Here is an 18,712-nt window from a genome sequence, read left to right as displayed (position 1 = left end):
GGTATTTATGCAAAAATTAGTCAATAGTCCCTATTTAAAAGAAAAAGGATTTTTAGGACCTTTCTCTTTAACAGAAGCCTTAGTAGTCATAGGTCTATGTTGCCTGACCTATATTATTTCCTGTTACTGTGAAGATTGGTTGCACTACAACAGACTCTGGACCATTGGATTAGCATGCACGGTCCCAATCCTATCTATATTTGTAAAAACATGGTTAAAACATAGTAATCCTACTTGGTTGTCAAGTATTTTTGCTTATTATTTTCTCTATTCAGAGATAGACCATTTTAGCATTAAATGTAACCTCAATGCTTTTCTCAAAGAAAGCCAAGAAAGAAGGATTAGATAGAGTCCTTCCTTTTGTAGATTTTCATGAAGATATAGCCATTTCGGCAGATGGTACCCTATCGGTTCCTTTTAAAGCAGACTTATCCTTTCAAGAACAGTATACCACCCAAAACTATATAGACTGGACTACTATAGTAGCCAGTAGTATGAAAGCATTGCCTTGTGATAGCCTCATCCAACAAGTAGATATCTATTATCCAGACCAATGGAATAACCCAAAGATAGAACATGATAAGATTGACTTTTTTGTACAAAAACAATTAACCCATACAGAAGGTAGAGCTATCTTACGTCATGAATCCTATATTATACTTTCTTTTCCTAGATTGTATAAAGACTACAGTCCATTGTCTACCTTTTATTCTAGAGATGAAACCAAAAGTTTTAGCAAAAATCCATTTTCTCATTTAGAAAAGAGACTACAATTAGCTAAAAAAGATGCTGGTCAGTTTCGCCAAAGCGTTTCTAATCATCTAACTTTAACCCCGCTTTCTTCTGAAGATTTTTCCCGATTGGTTCATAGATGCTTATCCTTAAACTTTTCAGATCCAGAAGGTACGTTGTATAGTGGTTTGGTCAAAGACAAAGAATATGTACTATTGGCCCCTAGAAAAGCCCAAGTAATCTCTTTAAAAGAAAGTTCCCCTACACCAAGCCATACCGTACTGGATAAGTTTGGCCAAGATGGAGGCGTTTGTGCACCTTTAACAGAAGGCCTAGGCAGAAGTTTAAACTTTCCCCATGTGATTTCTAGAGTCATTCGAATGATTGACTCTGAAGCCTTCTTAAAAAAACACTTTAATGCATTTGCTTGGAGTGAGGCTACTAAAATAGATGAACGTGGCCTACAAAACATCAGACATATCCGTAGTGAAATGGCTGACTTTGAACAAACCCTCCGTGATAGAGAAGAGCCTATAGTATATTTATCTATGTTGGTCATTCCTTTTGGTATGACCGATATAGATACCCTAAGAGGATATAGTTCCCAAGTATTAGCAGCCCTTTCGCAAATAGGGATGACTGGTTATTTAGAAACCATTGATACCGCTAATTTATTTTGTACCGCTTTGCCAGGAAATGGCAATCAAACCTACAGGCGTATCCCTATTCCTCTGTTTACAGCCACTGCCCATATGAACAGCACTACTCCTTTCACAGGCTATAAAGAAGGCGTTTTGCTCGCCAATAGATACAAAGAACCCATTTATTTTAATCCATTTAATACAGCACTAGACAACCAGAATGCCTTTATATTCGGCCCTTCTGGATCTGGTAAATCTTTTTTTAATGGGAAGATGATCAAAGAGCGGTTTGAGGCAGGACATATCGTTATTGTTATAGACAGTGGCGGAACCTATCGCCATTTATTTCAAGCTTTAGACGGAAAATATATTGAACTCAGTGCAGAAAAATCTTTAAGCTTAAATCCATTTTTGTTTCCACCCAATACGGAAGGTAACTACCTACCTGATACCAGTAAGATTATCTTTTTAGTCCAACTCATTGGGAAGATGTGGAAGGGAAATCTAAACGAAAACCCTATGAGTGAAGTAGAGAAATCCTTACTATCTGAATGGATTAGTAGCTATTATGTAGACTTACCCCAAAAAGTAATCCCTACGCTAACAGGATTTTACGACTATTTAAAAGAATTGGTAAAAACCAATGGGAAAGATATATCAGATATCAAAAACGAACAGTTATTCCCTTTTCAAGAATTTTTTATTGTTTTAAAGCCTTTTTCCCATGGCATCTATAAAGAGCATTTTAATGCTTTATCGTGTGACTATTTATCAGGCCATAGATTGGTCTGTTTTGAGTTAGAGGCCATTAAAGGCAATAGCAAACTCTATCCATTGGTGGTACAGATTTTATTTGACTTTGCTTTTGAAATGGTAGCCAAATATCCAGATAAAACTAAATTCATAGATATTGAAGAAGGCTGGACTACTTTAGATGACTCCTCTAGCCAACATATAGAAGCATTCTATCGCAAAGGAAGAAAAACAAAAACTTCCATTCGTATTATCACGCAAGACATTGGGGAAATAAAATCATCTAAAATAGCTAGCGCTATTAAAAATAATGCCGCTACCTTTATTCTACTATACAATGAAAAAGCGTCTAGTAGAGAAGAAATAGGTGAATTTTTAGGTATGAATGAATTAGATATGGAAAAATATTCCAGTCTACGTCGTCAGAATGGACCAGGAGGCTTTAGAGAAATATTCATTAAAGAAATGAGTCATAGCCATGTATGGCTATTAGAACCTTCTATTTGGGAACAGGCTCTATTTACCTCTAATCCATCAGAAAGAAATAAGATTGCTGCCTTAACCAAACAACATGGATCCATTAAAGATGGTATCGTAGAATGGGTCTATCAAACTAAAAAGGAACGTCATGGCTAATTTCATAGGAATTATTTCTTCATCCATTACCCTAAATGAACAAAATGCCGTGGTAAACAGTACCATTGTAAAGATGATTGTATTGGCTAAAGCTTTATTGCCAATTTTCTTGTTGATACGTTTAATGGTTTATTACTTTCAAAACCATTTAAACAGTGCACAGGTATCAAAATCCTGTTACACTAGTCTATTAACCCTAGTGGTAACCTTTTTATTGCTGGAATACTATTTGGATATATTTTATCTCCTAGACAAGTTAACCCATGGCATCATGAAACAATTCAATTGGGAAGAATTAGTTCAGTATTCCAACCAATCGAATCCTCCTGCAGAAGACATAAATCTGAATATATGTGAGTTGATAAAAAACAGTTTTTCAAAATGTGCCACTAATGCGTTCAAATACATCGCTAAAGTAATGAGTATGACCACTACCATATTCCGTCATCAAGCGATTATGTTCACTTTACAAGTAGGTCCATTAGCTATTGCTGCTAGCTTATTGCCCGGTAATTTTAGCATGGTAGTAAGTTACTGGTTCAACATGCTGATATCTTTTTTGATGTGGGGCGTAACCGTTGATTTATTAGATTATTCTCTTGTTACTTTAAAATTTGAGGAAATAAATAGTATAGGTGCTGCCATCAGCACTTGTTTGCTCTATGGAATGATAGGTCCACTGACCTCTCTTTATATAGGAAATACAGTAGGGAATAGTATTTTTGCTTTGGGCACATCCCAAACGAAACAATTTATGTCTTATGGTACTAGGATTGGGGCTATGGTTGGTGCTAAGGTTGTACCAAAAGGAATCACCAACTTGTTTAATAAGTAACTATTATGAATATGAAAAGTAGATTATATATGAAATATATTCATTCAATATCAAGAATAGGTGTATGTATTTTATTGATTGCTTCTACTTGTATGAAGGAAACTGAATATCAGGATCAACATAATATTCATAATATAAATAATTCTTTTGGTGATACCCCCTTGCATATTGCTGTACAAAATGGTGATTTAGTAACGGTTAACCAGTTATTCTTAGATCCAGGTGTTAATGTCAATGCAAGCAATAAATATGGAACTTGCCCCCTTCATTTGGCAGCAGAAAAAGGTAGTCTACAAATAGTAAGAGCGCTACTTTGTCATCAAGATCTTAATGTTAATAAGAAAAATGCATTTGGAAAAACCGCGCTTGATATAGCATCCCAAAGTGGTCATGAAGAAGTAGTTGAATTGTTACGAGAACTTGGTGGTATTGGTTCGAATAGAACAAGAAAATAAATAACTGTTCATTATGGGTAAAAAATATACATCAGATTTGAAATCTTTATGTGTAGTATCAGTAATAGCTGTTTGTTTTCTATTTAATTCTGCTTGTGATCAGTTAAATAGATATGTAATAGAATGTAATAAACGTGAAGAAGTATCAGATAAAAATAAAATAAAATTTGATTCTATATCTACTATAGAAGATTTATATGGAAATACCTCTCTTCATTTTGCAGCAGAATATTGTAATCTACATGTAGTTAAAAAACTAGGTTCAGATCCACGCGTTGATATCAATACAAAAAATAGAAATGGTGATACTCCCCTCCATATTGCAGCATGTTATGGTTATATAGAGATTATTAAAGTGCTATGTTCACACCCAAATATTAATGTCAATGAAACAAATTATTATGGTGATACTCCCCTCCATATTGCAGCATGTTATGGTCATGAACAGGTTATTAGATTGTTACGTTCATACCCAGATATTTATGTGAATCAAAAAAATATAAATGGTTTTACCCCTCTTCATTACGCAGTACAGAAAGGGCACATAAAAGTTGTTAAAGCATTAAAGAAATTTAGAGGAATACAGTTCAACAAAAAAGATAGAAATGGACGGACGCCTTTTCATTATGCAATATATAAAGGCCATGTAGAAATTTTAAAAAAGTTATTTAAATATGGATGCATTGATGTTAATGAAAAAAATAGATATGGAGAAACTTTACTTCATTTTGCAGCATCACGTGGTCATGTAGAAGTGGTAAGAGCTTTACTTAAACATCCAGACATTAGTATCAATAAAAAAAATATTTATAATCAAACTCCTCTTGATTTAGCATCAAAAAATAATCATGAAGCAGTGTTTGAATTTTTACTAAAATATCGTGCTATTAGTGGCCATAAAACCGATAAATAAAACCAACAAATAAAACCAACAAATAAAACCAACAAATAAAACCATGTCAGATAATAGCTGTAATCAGTCATCAAACCCTTCGTCTATTCGGCAGTTAAACAGCTACCATTATGGAAAGAACATTAGCCTATTGCGGTTTTTAGTCATATTTCTTGCGATATCCTTAGGAGGTTTGTCTTGTTTTTTAGGCTACTTGGTATTTAAACAAAACAGAACTGATTTAGTCTATTTTGTTACCAATACAGGGACCCATTCTGGTATAAAAACAGAAAATCCTAACAATGTATCTAGAGAATCCTTTGAACTAGAAAACTTCGCCATTCGGTTTATCCAAGATGGCTTTGCCCATAGTGAAAACAACTACCAAGAAAATATTGAAAGAGCCTTAACGGTGATGAATAATTCATCTAGAGTCACCTTAAAAAAAATATTTTCTGATGATAGTTTGTTTCAAGTATACAAAGAGTCTAATGGTGTTACTACGGTGCATATAGATAAAATATTTAGCGATACTACCTCTTATCCATATATAACCCATGTATATTTTAAAACCGATTTAAAATTTCTTACTAGCCAAGGAAAAATTAAAAACCATAGTTACCATCAAGGCATTTCCTTAACCATGGAAACAACGGCTAGATGCCGTAAAAATCCCTATGGTTTAATGATAACTGATTTAACCTTTTTAAAGAATGAAGAGAAATAGATTTTTAGTCTTTTTTCTGTGGTTAACGATCTATGTTCCTGCTTTAGCAGTGCATATAAAAGTATCCGATCAATATCCTACCTTACTAGCCTTAAGCGGTAGGATTGAAAAGATTTCTTTTGGGAATGGCCATCAAGAATATGTAGCCAAAGAAGAAGGTAGATTTTTAGAAGTAAAAGCCAAACATTCTAAAACCAGTACGACTACGATTACCGTATTTTATCTATCGAATGAAGGTAAAAAGAATGAAAAGATCGATGTATTCTATGGAACGGTTGGTTATGATGCAGGTATCCAACCCATGTATGACTTGACCACCCATAAGGCTAAAGAAATTGAATCATCCGAAAAATGGGATATAGACGAACCTTTAACCGATACTTTAAGCGAAGCCCTAGCCTATATAAATGAATTATCTGCCAATATCAAACGCTTTTATCAGTCTAAACAAAAAGTACGTTGTACTTTGGTCAATGCTATTAGCACAGGAGATTCTATTATTTTAAAGTTTATGGTTCAGAATCATTCTCCTTACACTTATAAATTAGGGAAAGTATATTTTTTAGTAAATCATAAAGACAAAACACCTATTCCAGTTAGACTAAAACCTAAAAGAGTGGTAGTAGAGCCTGGTCAAATGCTACCTATGATTTTTGTTGTGACACATAAAGTAGAGCAATCAGGTATCCTCGTTCGCTTTGAAGAGAAAAAAGGCCGCAGGGATTTAAGTCTTAAACTGCCCAATATGTAGTAGTTGAGATTTAATCTGACAGGAAGTAAAAATTTAGAATGTATTCATGTCAGTTAAGTTTAGTTTGTCAGGTATTCTTTTAAGATACGAGATTTGATTATTTTTTTCAAAGACTAGTTTTTTGCTATCTTGCCAAGTTTGTATAGGTGTTTTTCCGTAACAGTACTTTCCAGAATGGGGTCGCTCATGATTATAGTAGTGTAACCAGTTATCTAAATCCTCTTGCAAATCATCCAGGTCTGTATAGATTTTTTTACGCATAGCTGTATCAAAGAATTCCTGTTTCATTGTTTTGTTAAACCGTTCACAGAACCCGTTGGTTTGCGGTGAATAGGCTTTAGTAACAGTATGTTCTATGCCTTCTATGCTTAAAAACAACTCAAAGGCATGATGCTCTATTTTGCCTTTATACTCAGTGCCTCTATCTGTTAGAATGCGCAAGAGGGGTATGCTTTGTTCTTGATACCAAGGCAGTACTCTATCATTTAACATATCAGCAGCTGTCAAAGCTGTTTTATCAGTATAGAGTTTTGCATTAGCTACTCGAGAATAGCTATCTATAAATACCTGGGTATAAACCTTACCTATCCCTTTAAAGTTACCAACATAATAAGTATCTTGACAGCCTAAATAACCAGGGTGTTCTGTATCTATTTCTCCAAATGCTTCTTGTTCATTCTTACGTTTTTCTAATGCGGCTAGCTGGGATTCAGTTAAAACAAGACCATCTTGAGCCATTTTGGCTTCTAATGCTTTAAGACGTTTTTTTATATTATTTAAATCATTACGTAACCAGATAGACCTGACACCGCCTGGAGAGACCAGTATACCTTGCTGATTTAACTCATTGGATACCCTAAGTTGACCATAGGCTGGATAATCTATCGCCATATCTACTACTGCTTTTTCTATACTAGGATCTACTCTATTAGCCATGATCGGCTTCCTGCGGCTTATCTCATGTAACGCCTCTTGACCGCCTGTTTCATACAAGGATTTAAAGCGGTAATAGCTATCTCTACTATAACCCATGCTTTTACACGCTGATGAGATATTACCCAACGTTTTGGCTAGATCTAATAAACCTAGTTTAGGTTTAATTATTTTTTGATGTAAGTTCATAATAATAGTCGCTATTTATATCAACACAATTTAACAATTGTCAGATTAAATCTCAACTACTACATCTAATGATGTTTTGATTTTTTCCAATAAACTGGTCAGATTCTCATCTGGATCTTTACTGAACTTGGTTAACTCTATTGTATGCAATTCTAAATCATGAAAATAAGCTATACCGCTCTCTTGTTCTGTAATACGAAAGACATTATGATACTTTTTATTATCTGCTATAGAGATAAAGTTAAGGATATGAATACCTATTGCTTTATTCAGTTTAGAATAACCTTGAGAAACCTTTAATTGATCTGTATATAACTTAGCCCAATAATATAAAGCGCGTTTATCATAATCTGCTTCATCTGTGATTTGGATCTCTATATTAAACCTCTTTCCAGTTTCACTTATGGCTTTAATATCTAAAATAGATAGTTTGTCGCTTCTAAAATTTTTAGGGTTATAAGGATTTAATAACGTAACATCTACTACCTGATCTGCTGGAGAGACCGTAGCGTTTATCAACTCAATAAGCAAATCTTTATTTTCTTCTACCCCAAATATTTTCTTGAAGGCTAAATCTACCTTAGGAGTAATTTTTTCCATAAAATATTTTATCCATTTGTCGTAAATCAGAGCTATATAAGCTATTTGTACCCTACAATATACAGATTTTTTTTCTCTTACTTTTTTAGTACAATATGGTTTATGAATAAGCTTTAATATTTGATCAATTGTTTTGTCTCATCAAACGGTCCTTTTTTAAGACAACTAAATTACCTACCTAAAGTAGCATATAAACTATCTCATATTCCGATCTCAAAAAACAAAATATCATAAATTCATGGTTTTTGTAATAATTGAGAAAAACCAAAAATATAGGTGAAATCAAGAATTGGTTAGATAGAACCTATTTATATACCCTTATTGGGGTGACGTCAGGAAACGGAAAATAAAGCACGTTAAGGATTTTGTATTGTTCTCATTGGTCTAAATTTTCCTTTTCCGACCTTTACAGTGCTACGCCAAATATAATCACCTGTTAGATTAATATGCTCCCATCCTAGTGGAGATAAATATTGATATAGTGTATCATCTATCTCATTTTCTTTATAACGTAGTTTCTCTATAGCCCTTTCCAAATAGACAGTGTTCCAAAGTACAATTGCCGCAGTGATTAGGTTGAGTCCACTTGATCGATAGCGTTGATTATCAAATTTTCTATCCCTTATTTCACCAAGTCGATAGAAAAAAACTGTTCTAGCTAACGAATTTCTCGCCTCTCCTTTATTCAAAGCTACCTGTACCTTCCTTCTCAACTATACGTTTTGCAGCCAGTCCAGAATGAACAACGTACGTTCAATGCGTCCCAGTTCTCTCAATGCTAAAGCCAATCCGTTTTGACGTGGGTATTTTCCTAGTTTTCTAAGCATGAGTGATGCTGTGACTGTTCCTTTCTTGATAGAAGTAGCTAGTCGTAAGATTTGATCCCAGTTTTCTCGGATATTTTTGATTTTGATGGTTCCTCCGATCATAGGCCTGAGTGCATCATAGTTAATTTCACTTTTTGGTATGTATAATTTGGTATCTCCTAAGTCACGTATACGCGGTGCGAAACGAAATCCAAGCAAGTGCATTAAAGCAAAAACATGATCAGTAAAACCAGCTGTGTCAGTATGATGTTCTTGAATACGTAAATCCGACTCATGATATAGCAAACCATCAAGTACGTAGGTAGAATCTCGTACACCTATATTGACCAATTTAGTACTAAAAGGTGCGTATTGGTCGGAGATATGTGTGTAGAACAGACGACCTGGTTCAACGCCATATTTGGGATTAATATGTCCAGTACTTTCTGCCTTACCTCCTGCTTTGAATCGTTGACCATCAGATGATGCGGTGGTTCCATCTCCCCAATTTGCAGCAAACTTGTTGTTAAATTGGGCATTAACTAACTCGGCCAATGCGGCTGAGTAGGTTTCATCTCTAATATACCAAGCCTGTAACCAGGATAACCTGGAATAGGTGGTACCAGGGCAAGATTCGGCCATTTTGGTTAATCCAAGATTGATTCCATCTGATAAAATTGCTGTCAGCAACAAGATTTTATCCTTGGCAATATCTCCGTTTTTCAGGTGAGTGAAATGCTTAGTAAATCCAGTCCAATCATCCACCTCCATCAACAATTCTGTAATTTTAACATGTGGGAGTAGAGCTGATACTTGGTCTATCAGTTCCTGTGCGTTATCGGGTACAGTCGAATCAAGAGGTGTGATCTTTAAACCTGAATCAGTAATAATAGCATCAGGTAAATTATTGGATGCGGCTAGAATATTGGACTTAGTAAGTTGCTTTTCCAGCAATAACAGTCTGTCATTTAGATATTTTTCACAATCTGTTACTACAGCCAGTGATAGTTCATTTGACAGTTTCAGAGTCATAAATTGATTCATGGGTACCAGATATGCATCAAAATCCTTGAACTGTCTGGAACCTTGCACCCAAATATCACCAGAACGTAGCGCATTCTTAAGCTCTGAAAAAGCACATAATTCGTAATAACGTCGATCTATTCCATTTTTATTAAAAACGAGTTTAAACCAGCGAGGTTTCACGAATTCAATGGGAGCATCTATAGGAATCTTACGGACATTATTATTGTTCATTATACGTAGTAGGTCTATAGCATCAATCACACCTTTAGCTGATGGAGTGGCTCGCAGCTTGAGAACGGACAAAAATTCTGGTGCGTAACGTCGAATCGTGGCATAATTTTGGCCGATACGATGCAAGAAATCGAAATCAGCAGGTTGTGAAAGTTTTTGTGCTTCCGTAACGCTAACAATAAATCTTTCCCATGGTATGACAGCTTCTATTGCGGCGAACGGATCCCCTCCGTTCTGTTTAGCTTCCATAAGGGCCTGTCCAATCTTGGCATATATTCTTAGTTTGTCATTAATAGATTTTCCGGAATCCTGAAATTGCTGTTGATGTCTATTCTTGGCTAAATTGAATAACTTACTAATGATTCGGTCGTTCAGGTCAATAATTTCATCTGTTATCGTGGCCGTTCCTTCAATGGCTAACGCAACTAAAGTGGCATAACGTCGCTTAACCTCGAACCTTGCTAAGTCAGCTGATGTCATTTGACCACCTTCACGGGAAATCTTTAGTAAACGATTTTGGTGAATCAGGGTACTAGGCAAAATCATGCGCAAATACACGCTAGGCTAATATTCTGAAGCAAAGAATATTTTTATAAAATTGTTTTTTTCTGATTTCTAGTATTTTATTTTTTTTATAACTTTTACAAAAAATTATATATTTTCTTACTTTAAGTGGTAATAAAAAACTATGAAAACAATTAATGTAACCCAATAAAGTTTTATATTATTATCATAATCAATATAAAATATTATTATTAATGTGAAATAATAGATCTTACAGTGTATTTACGGACCATTTTGCCTAGTACCCTTACTCTTCTATTTTATTCGGTCTTAGTTTTTTGAATTTACCTGAGATTATTTTGCTTTTTCTTGGCCAAATATAATTTCCTGTCAGATTGATATGCTCCCATCCTAATGGAGATAAGTGAGATAAAAATTGATCATTGATTTTTATACCCTGTTTTTTTGATAGTATCTACAGCTCTTTTGTATATAAACAGTCTTCCATAGTGTGATTGCAGCTGTAAGTATGGTCAGTCCACTGGCACGGTAACTCTGATTTTCGATCCTTCTATCTCTGATTTCACCCAACCGGTGCATAAAGACTGCACGAGCAAGGGCGTTTCGTGCTTCTCCTTTATTGAGTCCTTTTTGCACACGTCTACGCAATTCTGGATCTCGAAACCAGTCGAGCATGAATAGCGTTCTTTCTATTCTACCAATTTCCCTTAGTGACTTTGCTAACAAGAGATCAAGCGCATCATGGATAATCAAGCGGTAGAAGATTATATGAAACAAGCAGCTAAAGAAGAAGGGAGACAAGAAGGTAAGCTAGAAATCGCTAAAACTATGCTGTTCAAAGGCTACTCTATGGACGACATAATGCTTATTACTGGACTACATTATTCTGATATTCAGTATATTATATAGATTTTCGTTTTGTATCATAAAATGGTCCTTTTTTAAGACAACCTAAATACCCACCTAAAATACTCCATAAACTATATCATATTCCGATCTCAAAAAACAAAATAAGGGTACTAGGCAAAATGGTCCGTAAATACACTGTAAGATCTATTATTTCACATTAATAATAATATTTTATATTGATTATGATAATAATATAAAACTTTATTGGGTTACATTAATTGTTTTCATAGTTTTTTATTACCACTTAAAGTAAGAAAATATATAATTTTTTGTAAAAGTTATAAAAGAAATAAAATACTAGAAATCAGAAAAAAACAACTTTATAAAAATATTCTTTGCTTCGGAATATGAGCCTAGCGTGTATTTACGCATGATTTTGCCTAGTACTCTTATCTGATCTCAATTCCTGTACCTAAGATGTTGTTTAATAGTTCTCCTTTTTCAAGAAATTTTGATATACGATTAATATCATCACTCATATATCTGTCTTCATTTAACGTAGGAACTTGTGACCGAACAGATTTATAAGTTAATTGCCCAACTGGACTCAACTGATCATAGTGACCAGCAATGTCAATAGCTTGTGCTGCACATAAAAGTTCAATAGCTAGAATATAATTGTTGTTTTTCATAATACGTCTACAATTCCTTGCTGCTATTAATCCCATACTTACTACATCCTGATTATCAGCGTTAGAAGGAATGCTTTGAATGCTAGATGGCGTGCATATAATTCTATTTTCTGCGACCAATGCAGTTGCTGGATACTGAGCTCCCTCAAACCCACAGTTTAGACCTGGAGTTAACTTTGTGAGAAACTCTGGTAATCCGTTATTTAGATTTATATTCAGCAATCTATTCGTTCTTCTTTCTGATATTACACCAAGTTGTGTTAGTGCAATTGACAAAAAGTCCATAACAAATGCTACTGGCTGACCATGAAAGTTACCACCATGAAATACTTCTTTTCCTTCAAAAAAAAGAGGATTGTCATTGGAAGAATTAAGTTCTATTGTTAAGACATTACTAGTATAATTTAATGTATCCTTAATGGATCCAACCATTTGTGGCACGCACCTTAAGGTATATGCTTTTTGCAGGTATACTTTAGTTTTACATTTACCTTCGTTTTTTAGTTTTAGTAAATCAGATTTTAATTTGTGATGAGGAGCAATCAATTTGCTTCCTTTAACTAAATTCAATATGTTAAATGCACTATCTATTTGACCTTGATGTGGCCTACCTAATGTATGACCTTCTGGTTGAAAAGCTCCTTCAGACGCTCTTTGATTCTCTAAAACAAGTGCTGTTATCACTTCTGCTTGCTTTACCTGAATTTGAGCATCATGCAATATTAGAGTTCCAATTCCTGTCATAGCAGAGGTGCCATTTATTAGAGCTAATCCCTCCTTGTACTTTAGTTGTAATGGATCTAATTTGTGTTTAGAGAGTATTTCTCTTGTTGGTATTATTTTATTATTCTCTCCAAACACATATCCTTCTCCTATTAGAGTTATGGAAAGGTGAGCTAGAGGACCTAAATCCCCACTAGCCCCTAAAGAGCCGATTTCAGGAATTGCTGGTATAATTCCCTCATTTAGAAATAAAATCATTCTATCTACTAATACTTCTCGAACAGCTGAATATCCCCTGCAAAATGTATTTATTCTTGCTGCTAATATAGCTTTTGATTCTTCTTTTGAAAAATAATTTCCTACACAAGCAGCATGACTTCTAATCAAATTCGTTTGTAATTCAGTTTCTTTTGAACTATCTACTAACATATAAACCATTTCACCATATCCAGTAGTGACACCATATATAGCTTCACGATCTACAATTTGATCCAACATTACCCTAGATGCCCTGATGCGTTGTCTAGTAGAATCATCTATAACTGCATTACTATATCCTCTAGCTATGTGATAAATATCATTAATACTAACGCTGTGTCCGTTTAAGTAGACTAGTTTTACCATCTTCTTTTGCATGTATAGTGGCCCGAAAAAACTGGACAGAAACTTATATACTTTATTTCCGTTTTGTTCCGCTTTTAGCGTATTGATTTTTTAAATGTGTAAGATACACACTACTTGGACGACAACTCTACTAACGTTGATTCTTCTTTCAATAAGTCTAAGACTATTTTAGTCTTCTCTACTGAACTAAATTCTCTGATCTTTTTTCTTCCCATTTGATAAACTCGATTATGAAACAATAAAACTAGTACAATAAGAAACAAGTTACCTCAATTGCTCTCCAGTTTTTTCGGGCCACTATAATATTTTTTTAAAAATTGAGCAAAAAGGATACTGCCTGATATTAAAAAAGCAGAAATCTTGCTTATCCAAACAGATGGAATACCAAAGTTTATTACGTTGATAAGTAAATAACACAATGGAATACCTATTAACCAATTACTTATTGTAGTAATTAAAAATGGAAAAAAAGTATCTTTTAATCCCCTTAAAAGTCCTAAACTGATCGTATAAAACCCATCTACAAAAATAAGCAATATAGCTAAAGGAATAGAGGAGCAAATCATACTGTAGTCTGTTGCACTCCCCTTATAACATACAGTGAAAATGAAAAATGAATAATTGGCTATAAAAAAAGCCAATATCAACATAACGATGCCAGTAGTTCCATAATATATCCAAATAGATTTTTTTTCCCCCTTGTGATTAGAACAACGCGTTTGCTTGACTAAAGTGGAAGCTGATAAAGAAAATCCCCAACTAATTCCAATAGGTAAACTAATTATATTGTCTAATATAGAATTGGCTCCTTTATGTAACACCCCAATACTTCCTACCATAATCCCTGTAAAAGAAAAGAAAAAAAATTCTAAAAATAGTTGGGTTCCAATAGGAATACCTAAAGTTAATAGCTTTTTAATATATTCCCTATCAAAGTAGGATAGGATCAATAGATGTTTAGAATTAGTTTCCAATTTTTTCCATACATATGGCATAAGTCCTATCGCCATAATAAACTTACTACATAAAGTCGCTATACCTGCTCCAATAAGACTATTTGTAAAATTTCCTATGTTAACATATATAAACAAATAATTCAGTATGATATTGGAAATCAATCCGATCATAGTTACTATAAAAATAGGCTTTGTATGCCCAATGCCTTCTAAATAGCGACAAAAAGTATTGTAGACCATCGTAGGAAAGATAGAGCAAGCCAGCCATGGCATGTAGTATGGAACCATCTCTACTGCTTGTGTATCTTGTTTAAGATAAGGTAACCAATGAATTATATATAATAAAAGGCCAGAAAAAATTATTGATCCAAGTACATTAATAAATAAGCTATTAAAAAACCATTTCGTATTTTCATGTATGGTTTGGTGATTGAATTTTTCTATAGAAGGCTGAATTCCATAAGCAATACCAGCAGGAAAAACAGAGAAGACAATAGATAAATCTATACTTATAGAAACAGCAGCTACGGAAATCATACCTAAATGAGCAATCATAAGTAAGTCCGTAATGGGCATTAGATAGTGAACCACTATACTTAGTATGATAGGAATAGATAGTTTCAAAAAATGGATCATATGAAAAGCTTTATTGCTTTAAATTAAGAGTATTATCTGTATATATAAATGGTTTGAATTCTTTTAGATAATTAAAATCTTTTACTAAATCAGCATATTTTTTACTACCTATTATAATCAATAATGCAGTATGATCATGCATTAATAAAGAGAATAAAGATGAAGGATGTTCCGTCTTTTGATGGGATACTATCCTATAATCCATTTTTAGTATATTACTCCTAATCTTTGGTAGAATTAGTCGGTCTATAATACCTGTTTGAGTAGGAATATGCATCCATGCAGTATAAAAATACTCTTTCTTATTTAGTGAAATGGGTAAGTTCATTTGCAATCTATAGTCAACTTCCACTAAGTCTATATCTAGTGCATATTTATAAGCAGAACAAATATGCCCTCCAGGTGCTCTTAATTGTGTTTCAAGAAAGACGATTTGTCCATTATAACGATCTCTGAAGGCTTCTAAATGCATAACCCCATTGGGTATGGGAGCAAATCTATTAAAAGCAGTAATTACTAATTCTGGTAGTTCATAAAGCGTTTTATATTTTCTAATTGTAGTAGGAATAAAAATACTGCCAAGACTTTTACCATTTGCACTAACATCCATACAAGGATATCCATAACGACTAACTTGGGTAAAAATGACTTGTCCGTTATTAATGATGGCATCACAATGAAATAAATCAAATTTTTCGGTAGATATGAATGTCTCAAAAATAAAAGGAATAGCTCGACCATAATATTTTAAAAGCTTTTTAGGATCATGCTTACAACACCATGTGGATAGCTCTTCTAAATTATTTATTTTTTTTGTTTCTAATGATGCTGCTAAATTTGTAGGCTTAACAATAATTGGGAAGCCTAGTTTATTTCTAACCATATTTACATAGTGAGCAGGATTTTTTATATAGCACTGATAATCAAATAATAAAAAATTAGGATAATCTACGCTACTTCCTGCAATCGTTGTTTCGATGTATCATTTACAACAAAATTGGCAATAATTCATTTAATCCAGGACCAGGAATTCCCAACTGTCTCTAACCGAAAATGTAACAATCTGGAGATGCGTATTCATCGTTTGCAATTAACCCTAGCATTTTCTATTACATTTACACGACTTAACTGCTTTTAACGATATGTTCAACATCCAAAATTTTCTATAAAAAATGATTTCGTCAAAACCGTTTTTTTTGTTAATCTGTCAAATTCATATTAATAACTTAGCTATCAGAACCTAAGCGATTTTTTACGAGGAACAAATCAAAATTATTTTTAATGGACAATTCTCTGATGGACAAAAAGTATTCCATAGATTCATCAAATTTTGAGTTCTTTTTACACTAGTTAATGTATTACTACGCAACAAAATAAATAGAATAAAACAAACATAGTTTCTAGTTTTATTAAAAATGCTTATAATCAAACATAATTCAGTAATTTAAAATCATTTTCTGGAACCCTATTGAATTAGAATCATATATTCCAAAAGGAATATGCCAGACTAGTTACCTCTACTAAAGGTTATAAAGCAAGGCATTACATAAAAAGGGTGACACTGTTTTTCTTACATATATTTTATGCCATCCAAATGTACAGATAAATAAAAATAATGGCTCTTTCAATATAGAGGTAGCATTGATCCATGGAGACCATACGGTTGAGCAGACTTCTTAATATATGAGTTGTACAGCGTGTAGGGCAGAATATATTAATACTCGGATAACCTTCTTACTCAGCAAATCTTTAAAAATCACAGGTGGCTTTGTTACCTAATAAAATTCCTTGTAAAATAGATTGAACTATAACCTTGCTTCACACGACAAATCACCTCTTTTAGGAAGTTTTTTTATTGTAGAATCTTCCTTCTAAAATATATTTTTCAATTTAAGCCACATAGTAAGTGACTTTATCAGGGATTTTCAGTTACCAAATCAATATGGCTTGAATCAAAAAAGGAAGTCTAGACTCCAAGAATTGCCCATCTCTACCTTACCACCTAAAAATTGAAAAATGTAATACAGGTAAGGTTCTTTTTTTATAAATTCATATTTGATGTTTGCCTGATAAACTTCTCCATACATTGATGGCATCAAGGTTCTTCATAATTAAATTTTCCTAGGGTTTATTTGATCAGCATATCGATTCCCTTACTTAAATAAGCTGTATAAGCAAAATTTCCATTTGCGTTATATTCCCTACAACGATATAGGATAAGTACCCAAATGCTTGTATATTCTCTATGTGATCATGCCCATCTATTGTTAGATCCAATCCTTGTCTGGTAGCTTCTTGCGCTATAATAGACCTGTATATGCGCGATTTCCCTGTAAGTATTTAATAAGCTTAAACCCAAGGATAGCCAAGAATAGCTTCATCTGCGCCTTCCCAACAATGATCCCTTTTACATACTTAGAAGCCATCTGAGCCAATAAATATTTCCACCCCATCAATGGTCGTTAAAGTTCACAGTGGTATAATGCTTAGGGAATGCCTCTTACTAAATCTCTATCAGATAGAGAAGTATATGGTGTCTGATGTGTATATGCTTGGCTACAATAGGCATAAATGGTACTCGTCATCATAGAACTGCATTTTTGAAATTGTATAGAAAAAGTATGTACAGTCCGACGGAATTATTTTGCATTAACATATGCGATAATGCCTTGAATCAAGCCCGCCTGAGATAAAAAACAACCTATTGTTTGGTCAGATACTATACGTATTTTTACAGCATTTGTTAATGCACTATCTAAACGTCGCTTATAGGAGGCGAAGGAGGTTATATTCTGGTCTTCTTCTTCAAGGGTTGGTAACAATAGGTCCCAATATTTTTGTATGCTATATTTCCCATCGATTATGTAGATAAAGTGGCCAGGAGGTACTATATGAATTCCTTCAAATAGTGTTCTAGCTAAGGAATCAGCCCGCATAAGCTGCTCGACTATAGTCCTAAAGTTAAGCTGGATTTTTATTCCTGGATAAGCTAAAATGGCTTTCATTTCTGAAGCAAAAATAAGCTTACCATAGAAAATAGTGTAATATAGCGGTTTAATTCCAAAACGATCCCTTGCTAACACAACAGATCTATTACTTTTATCATAAATGGAAAAAGCGAATTCTCCATTAAATGTTTTAAAACTATCCACTCGGTCTTTTAATTAAGCATTGAGTCCATATTCAGTATCTGTTTGAGTTCTAAATCTATATCCAAGTGTTTCTAAATGGTGCTTTTGATCTTTAAAATCATAAACCTCTCCATTGTAAGCAATCACTCCATTTTTATCTAAAGATTCCATAGGCTGACTACCTTGTTCAAGATCTAGAAAAGATAACCTTGCAACACCTATACCTACCTGCTGATCATCAGAAATAAATACCTTTTGTTCATCAGGACCCCGAAAAATAATTTTTTCTAACATAGATGTTAATACACTGTCTAGAACAGGTTGATGCCTATTGAGATTCACGATGCCTACTATACCACACATCACTAG

13 protein-coding genes and 4 pseudogenes are annotated in these 18,712 nt (G+C 33.7%); 8 read left to right on the top strand and 9 right to left on the bottom strand.

The window, feature by feature from the left end:
- Positions 1–7 precede the first annotated feature (7 nt).
- The 7 genes from ACRRVD_RS03145 to ACRRVD_RS03115 all read left to right on the top strand — a co-directional run bounded on the left by ACRRVD_RS03145 (position 8) and on the right by ACRRVD_RS03115 (position 6,422).
- Entirely contained in the window at positions 8–349 is a 342-nt protein-coding gene (locus ACRRVD_RS03145; RefSeq protein ID WP_432461689.1) for a hypothetical protein, read from the top strand.
- Positions 309–2,762, top strand: a complete 2,454-nt coding sequence (locus tag ACRRVD_RS03140; protein WP_432461688.1) for a VirB4 family type IV secretion system protein — start codon at positions 309–311, stop codon at positions 2,760–2,762. The genes ACRRVD_RS03145 and ACRRVD_RS03140 overlap by 41 nt, the downstream gene beginning before the upstream one ends.
- Entirely contained in the window at positions 2,755–3,597 is an 843-nt protein-coding gene (locus ACRRVD_RS03135) for a hypothetical protein (protein ID WP_432461687.1), read from the top strand. The genes ACRRVD_RS03140 and ACRRVD_RS03135 overlap by 8 nt, the downstream gene beginning before the upstream one ends.
- A 92-nt stretch (positions 3,598–3,689) precedes the next feature.
- Positions 3,690–4,052: an ankyrin repeat domain-containing protein gene (locus tag ACRRVD_RS03130; RefSeq protein ID WP_432461686.1), complete on the top strand. Its 363-nt coding sequence runs from the start codon at positions 3,690–3,692 to the stop codon at positions 4,050–4,052.
- Positions 4,053–4,065: 13 nt separating this feature from the next.
- A complete protein-coding gene (locus tag ACRRVD_RS03125; RefSeq protein WP_432461685.1) occupies positions 4,066–4,965 on the top strand; it encodes an ankyrin repeat domain-containing protein in 900 nt (299 codons plus the stop codon).
- A 43-nt stretch (positions 4,966–5,008) separates the two neighbouring features.
- The gene (locus ACRRVD_RS03120; RefSeq protein WP_432461684.1) at positions 5,009–5,671 is read left to right on the top strand and encodes a VirB8/TrbF family protein; all 663 of its coding nucleotides are present in this window, start codon (positions 5,009–5,011) and stop codon (positions 5,669–5,671) included.
- A complete protein-coding gene (locus tag ACRRVD_RS03115; RefSeq protein ID WP_432461683.1) occupies positions 5,658–6,422 on the top strand; it encodes a hypothetical protein in 765 nt (254 codons plus the stop codon). Before ACRRVD_RS03120 ends, ACRRVD_RS03115 begins: the two co-directional genes overlap by 14 nt.
- A gap of 33 nt (positions 6,423–6,455) precedes the next feature.
- Here ACRRVD_RS03115 and ACRRVD_RS03110 read toward each other — a convergent pair whose 3' ends face one another.
- From ACRRVD_RS03110 to ACRRVD_RS03095, 4 genes and pseudogenes are all read right to left on the bottom strand, one after another.
- Entirely contained in the window at positions 6,456–7,544 is a 1,089-nt protein-coding gene (locus tag ACRRVD_RS03110; protein WP_432461682.1) for an IS481 family transposase, read from the bottom strand.
- A 60-nt stretch (positions 7,545–7,604) separates the two neighbouring features.
- Positions 7,605–8,144: pseudogene (locus tag ACRRVD_RS03105) on the bottom strand (Rpn family recombination-promoting nuclease/putative transposase); the annotation flags it as partial.
- A 356-nt stretch (positions 8,145–8,500) separates the two neighbouring features.
- Positions 8,501–10,735 (bottom strand): annotated as a pseudogene (locus tag ACRRVD_RS03100) (Tn3 family transposase); the annotation flags it as partial.
- A 283-nt stretch (positions 10,736–11,018) separates the two neighbouring features.
- Positions 11,019–11,455 (bottom strand): annotated as a pseudogene (locus ACRRVD_RS03095) (Tn3 family transposase); the annotation flags it as partial.
- Between the two features lie 18 nt (positions 11,456–11,473).
- Here ACRRVD_RS03095 and ACRRVD_RS03090 point away from each other — a divergent pair.
- Positions 11,474–11,641, top strand: a complete 168-nt coding sequence (locus tag ACRRVD_RS03090) for an Rpn/YhgA-type helix-turn-helix domain-containing protein (RefSeq protein ID WP_432461681.1) — start codon at positions 11,474–11,476, stop codon at positions 11,639–11,641.
- 389 nt (positions 11,642–12,030) lie between these two features.
- On the opposite strand, the gene cmdF is transcribed toward ACRRVD_RS03090, so the two are convergent.
- From cmdF to ACRRVD_RS03065, 5 genes and pseudogenes are all read right to left on the bottom strand, one after another.
- On the bottom strand, positions 12,031–13,620 hold the full coding sequence (gene cmdF / locus ACRRVD_RS03085) for a tyrosine 2,3-aminomutase (protein ID WP_432461680.1): 1,590 nt from the start codon (positions 13,618–13,620) through the stop codon (positions 12,031–12,033).
- A 269-nt stretch (positions 13,621–13,889) separates the two neighbouring features.
- The gene (locus tag ACRRVD_RS03080) at positions 13,890–15,212 is read right to left on the bottom strand and encodes an MATE family efflux transporter (protein ID WP_432461679.1); all 1,323 of its coding nucleotides are present in this window, start codon (positions 15,210–15,212) and stop codon (positions 13,890–13,892) included.
- A gap of 10 nt (positions 15,213–15,222) precedes the next feature.
- Positions 15,223–16,095, bottom strand: coding sequence for an ATP-grasp domain-containing protein (locus ACRRVD_RS03075; RefSeq protein WP_432461678.1), 873 nt, complete (start codon positions 16,093–16,095; stop codon positions 15,223–15,225).
- A gap of 1,417 nt (positions 16,096–17,512) precedes the next feature.
- Positions 17,513–17,665: a hypothetical protein gene (locus ACRRVD_RS03070; protein ID WP_432461677.1), complete on the bottom strand. Its 153-nt coding sequence runs from the start codon at positions 17,663–17,665 to the stop codon at positions 17,513–17,515.
- A gap of 186 nt (positions 17,666–17,851) precedes the next feature.
- Positions 17,852–18,706 (bottom strand): annotated as a pseudogene (locus tag ACRRVD_RS03065) (asparagine synthetase B family protein).
- Positions 18,707–18,712: the final 6 nt, after the last annotated feature.

It is taken from the genome of Candidatus Cardinium hertigii (genome assembly GCF_050864915.1).
Classification (GTDB): domain Bacteria; phylum Bacteroidota; class Bacteroidia; order Cytophagales; family Amoebophilaceae; genus Cardinium; species Cardinium hertigii_D.
This window is presented reverse-complemented; position numbering and strand designations above follow the sequence as displayed.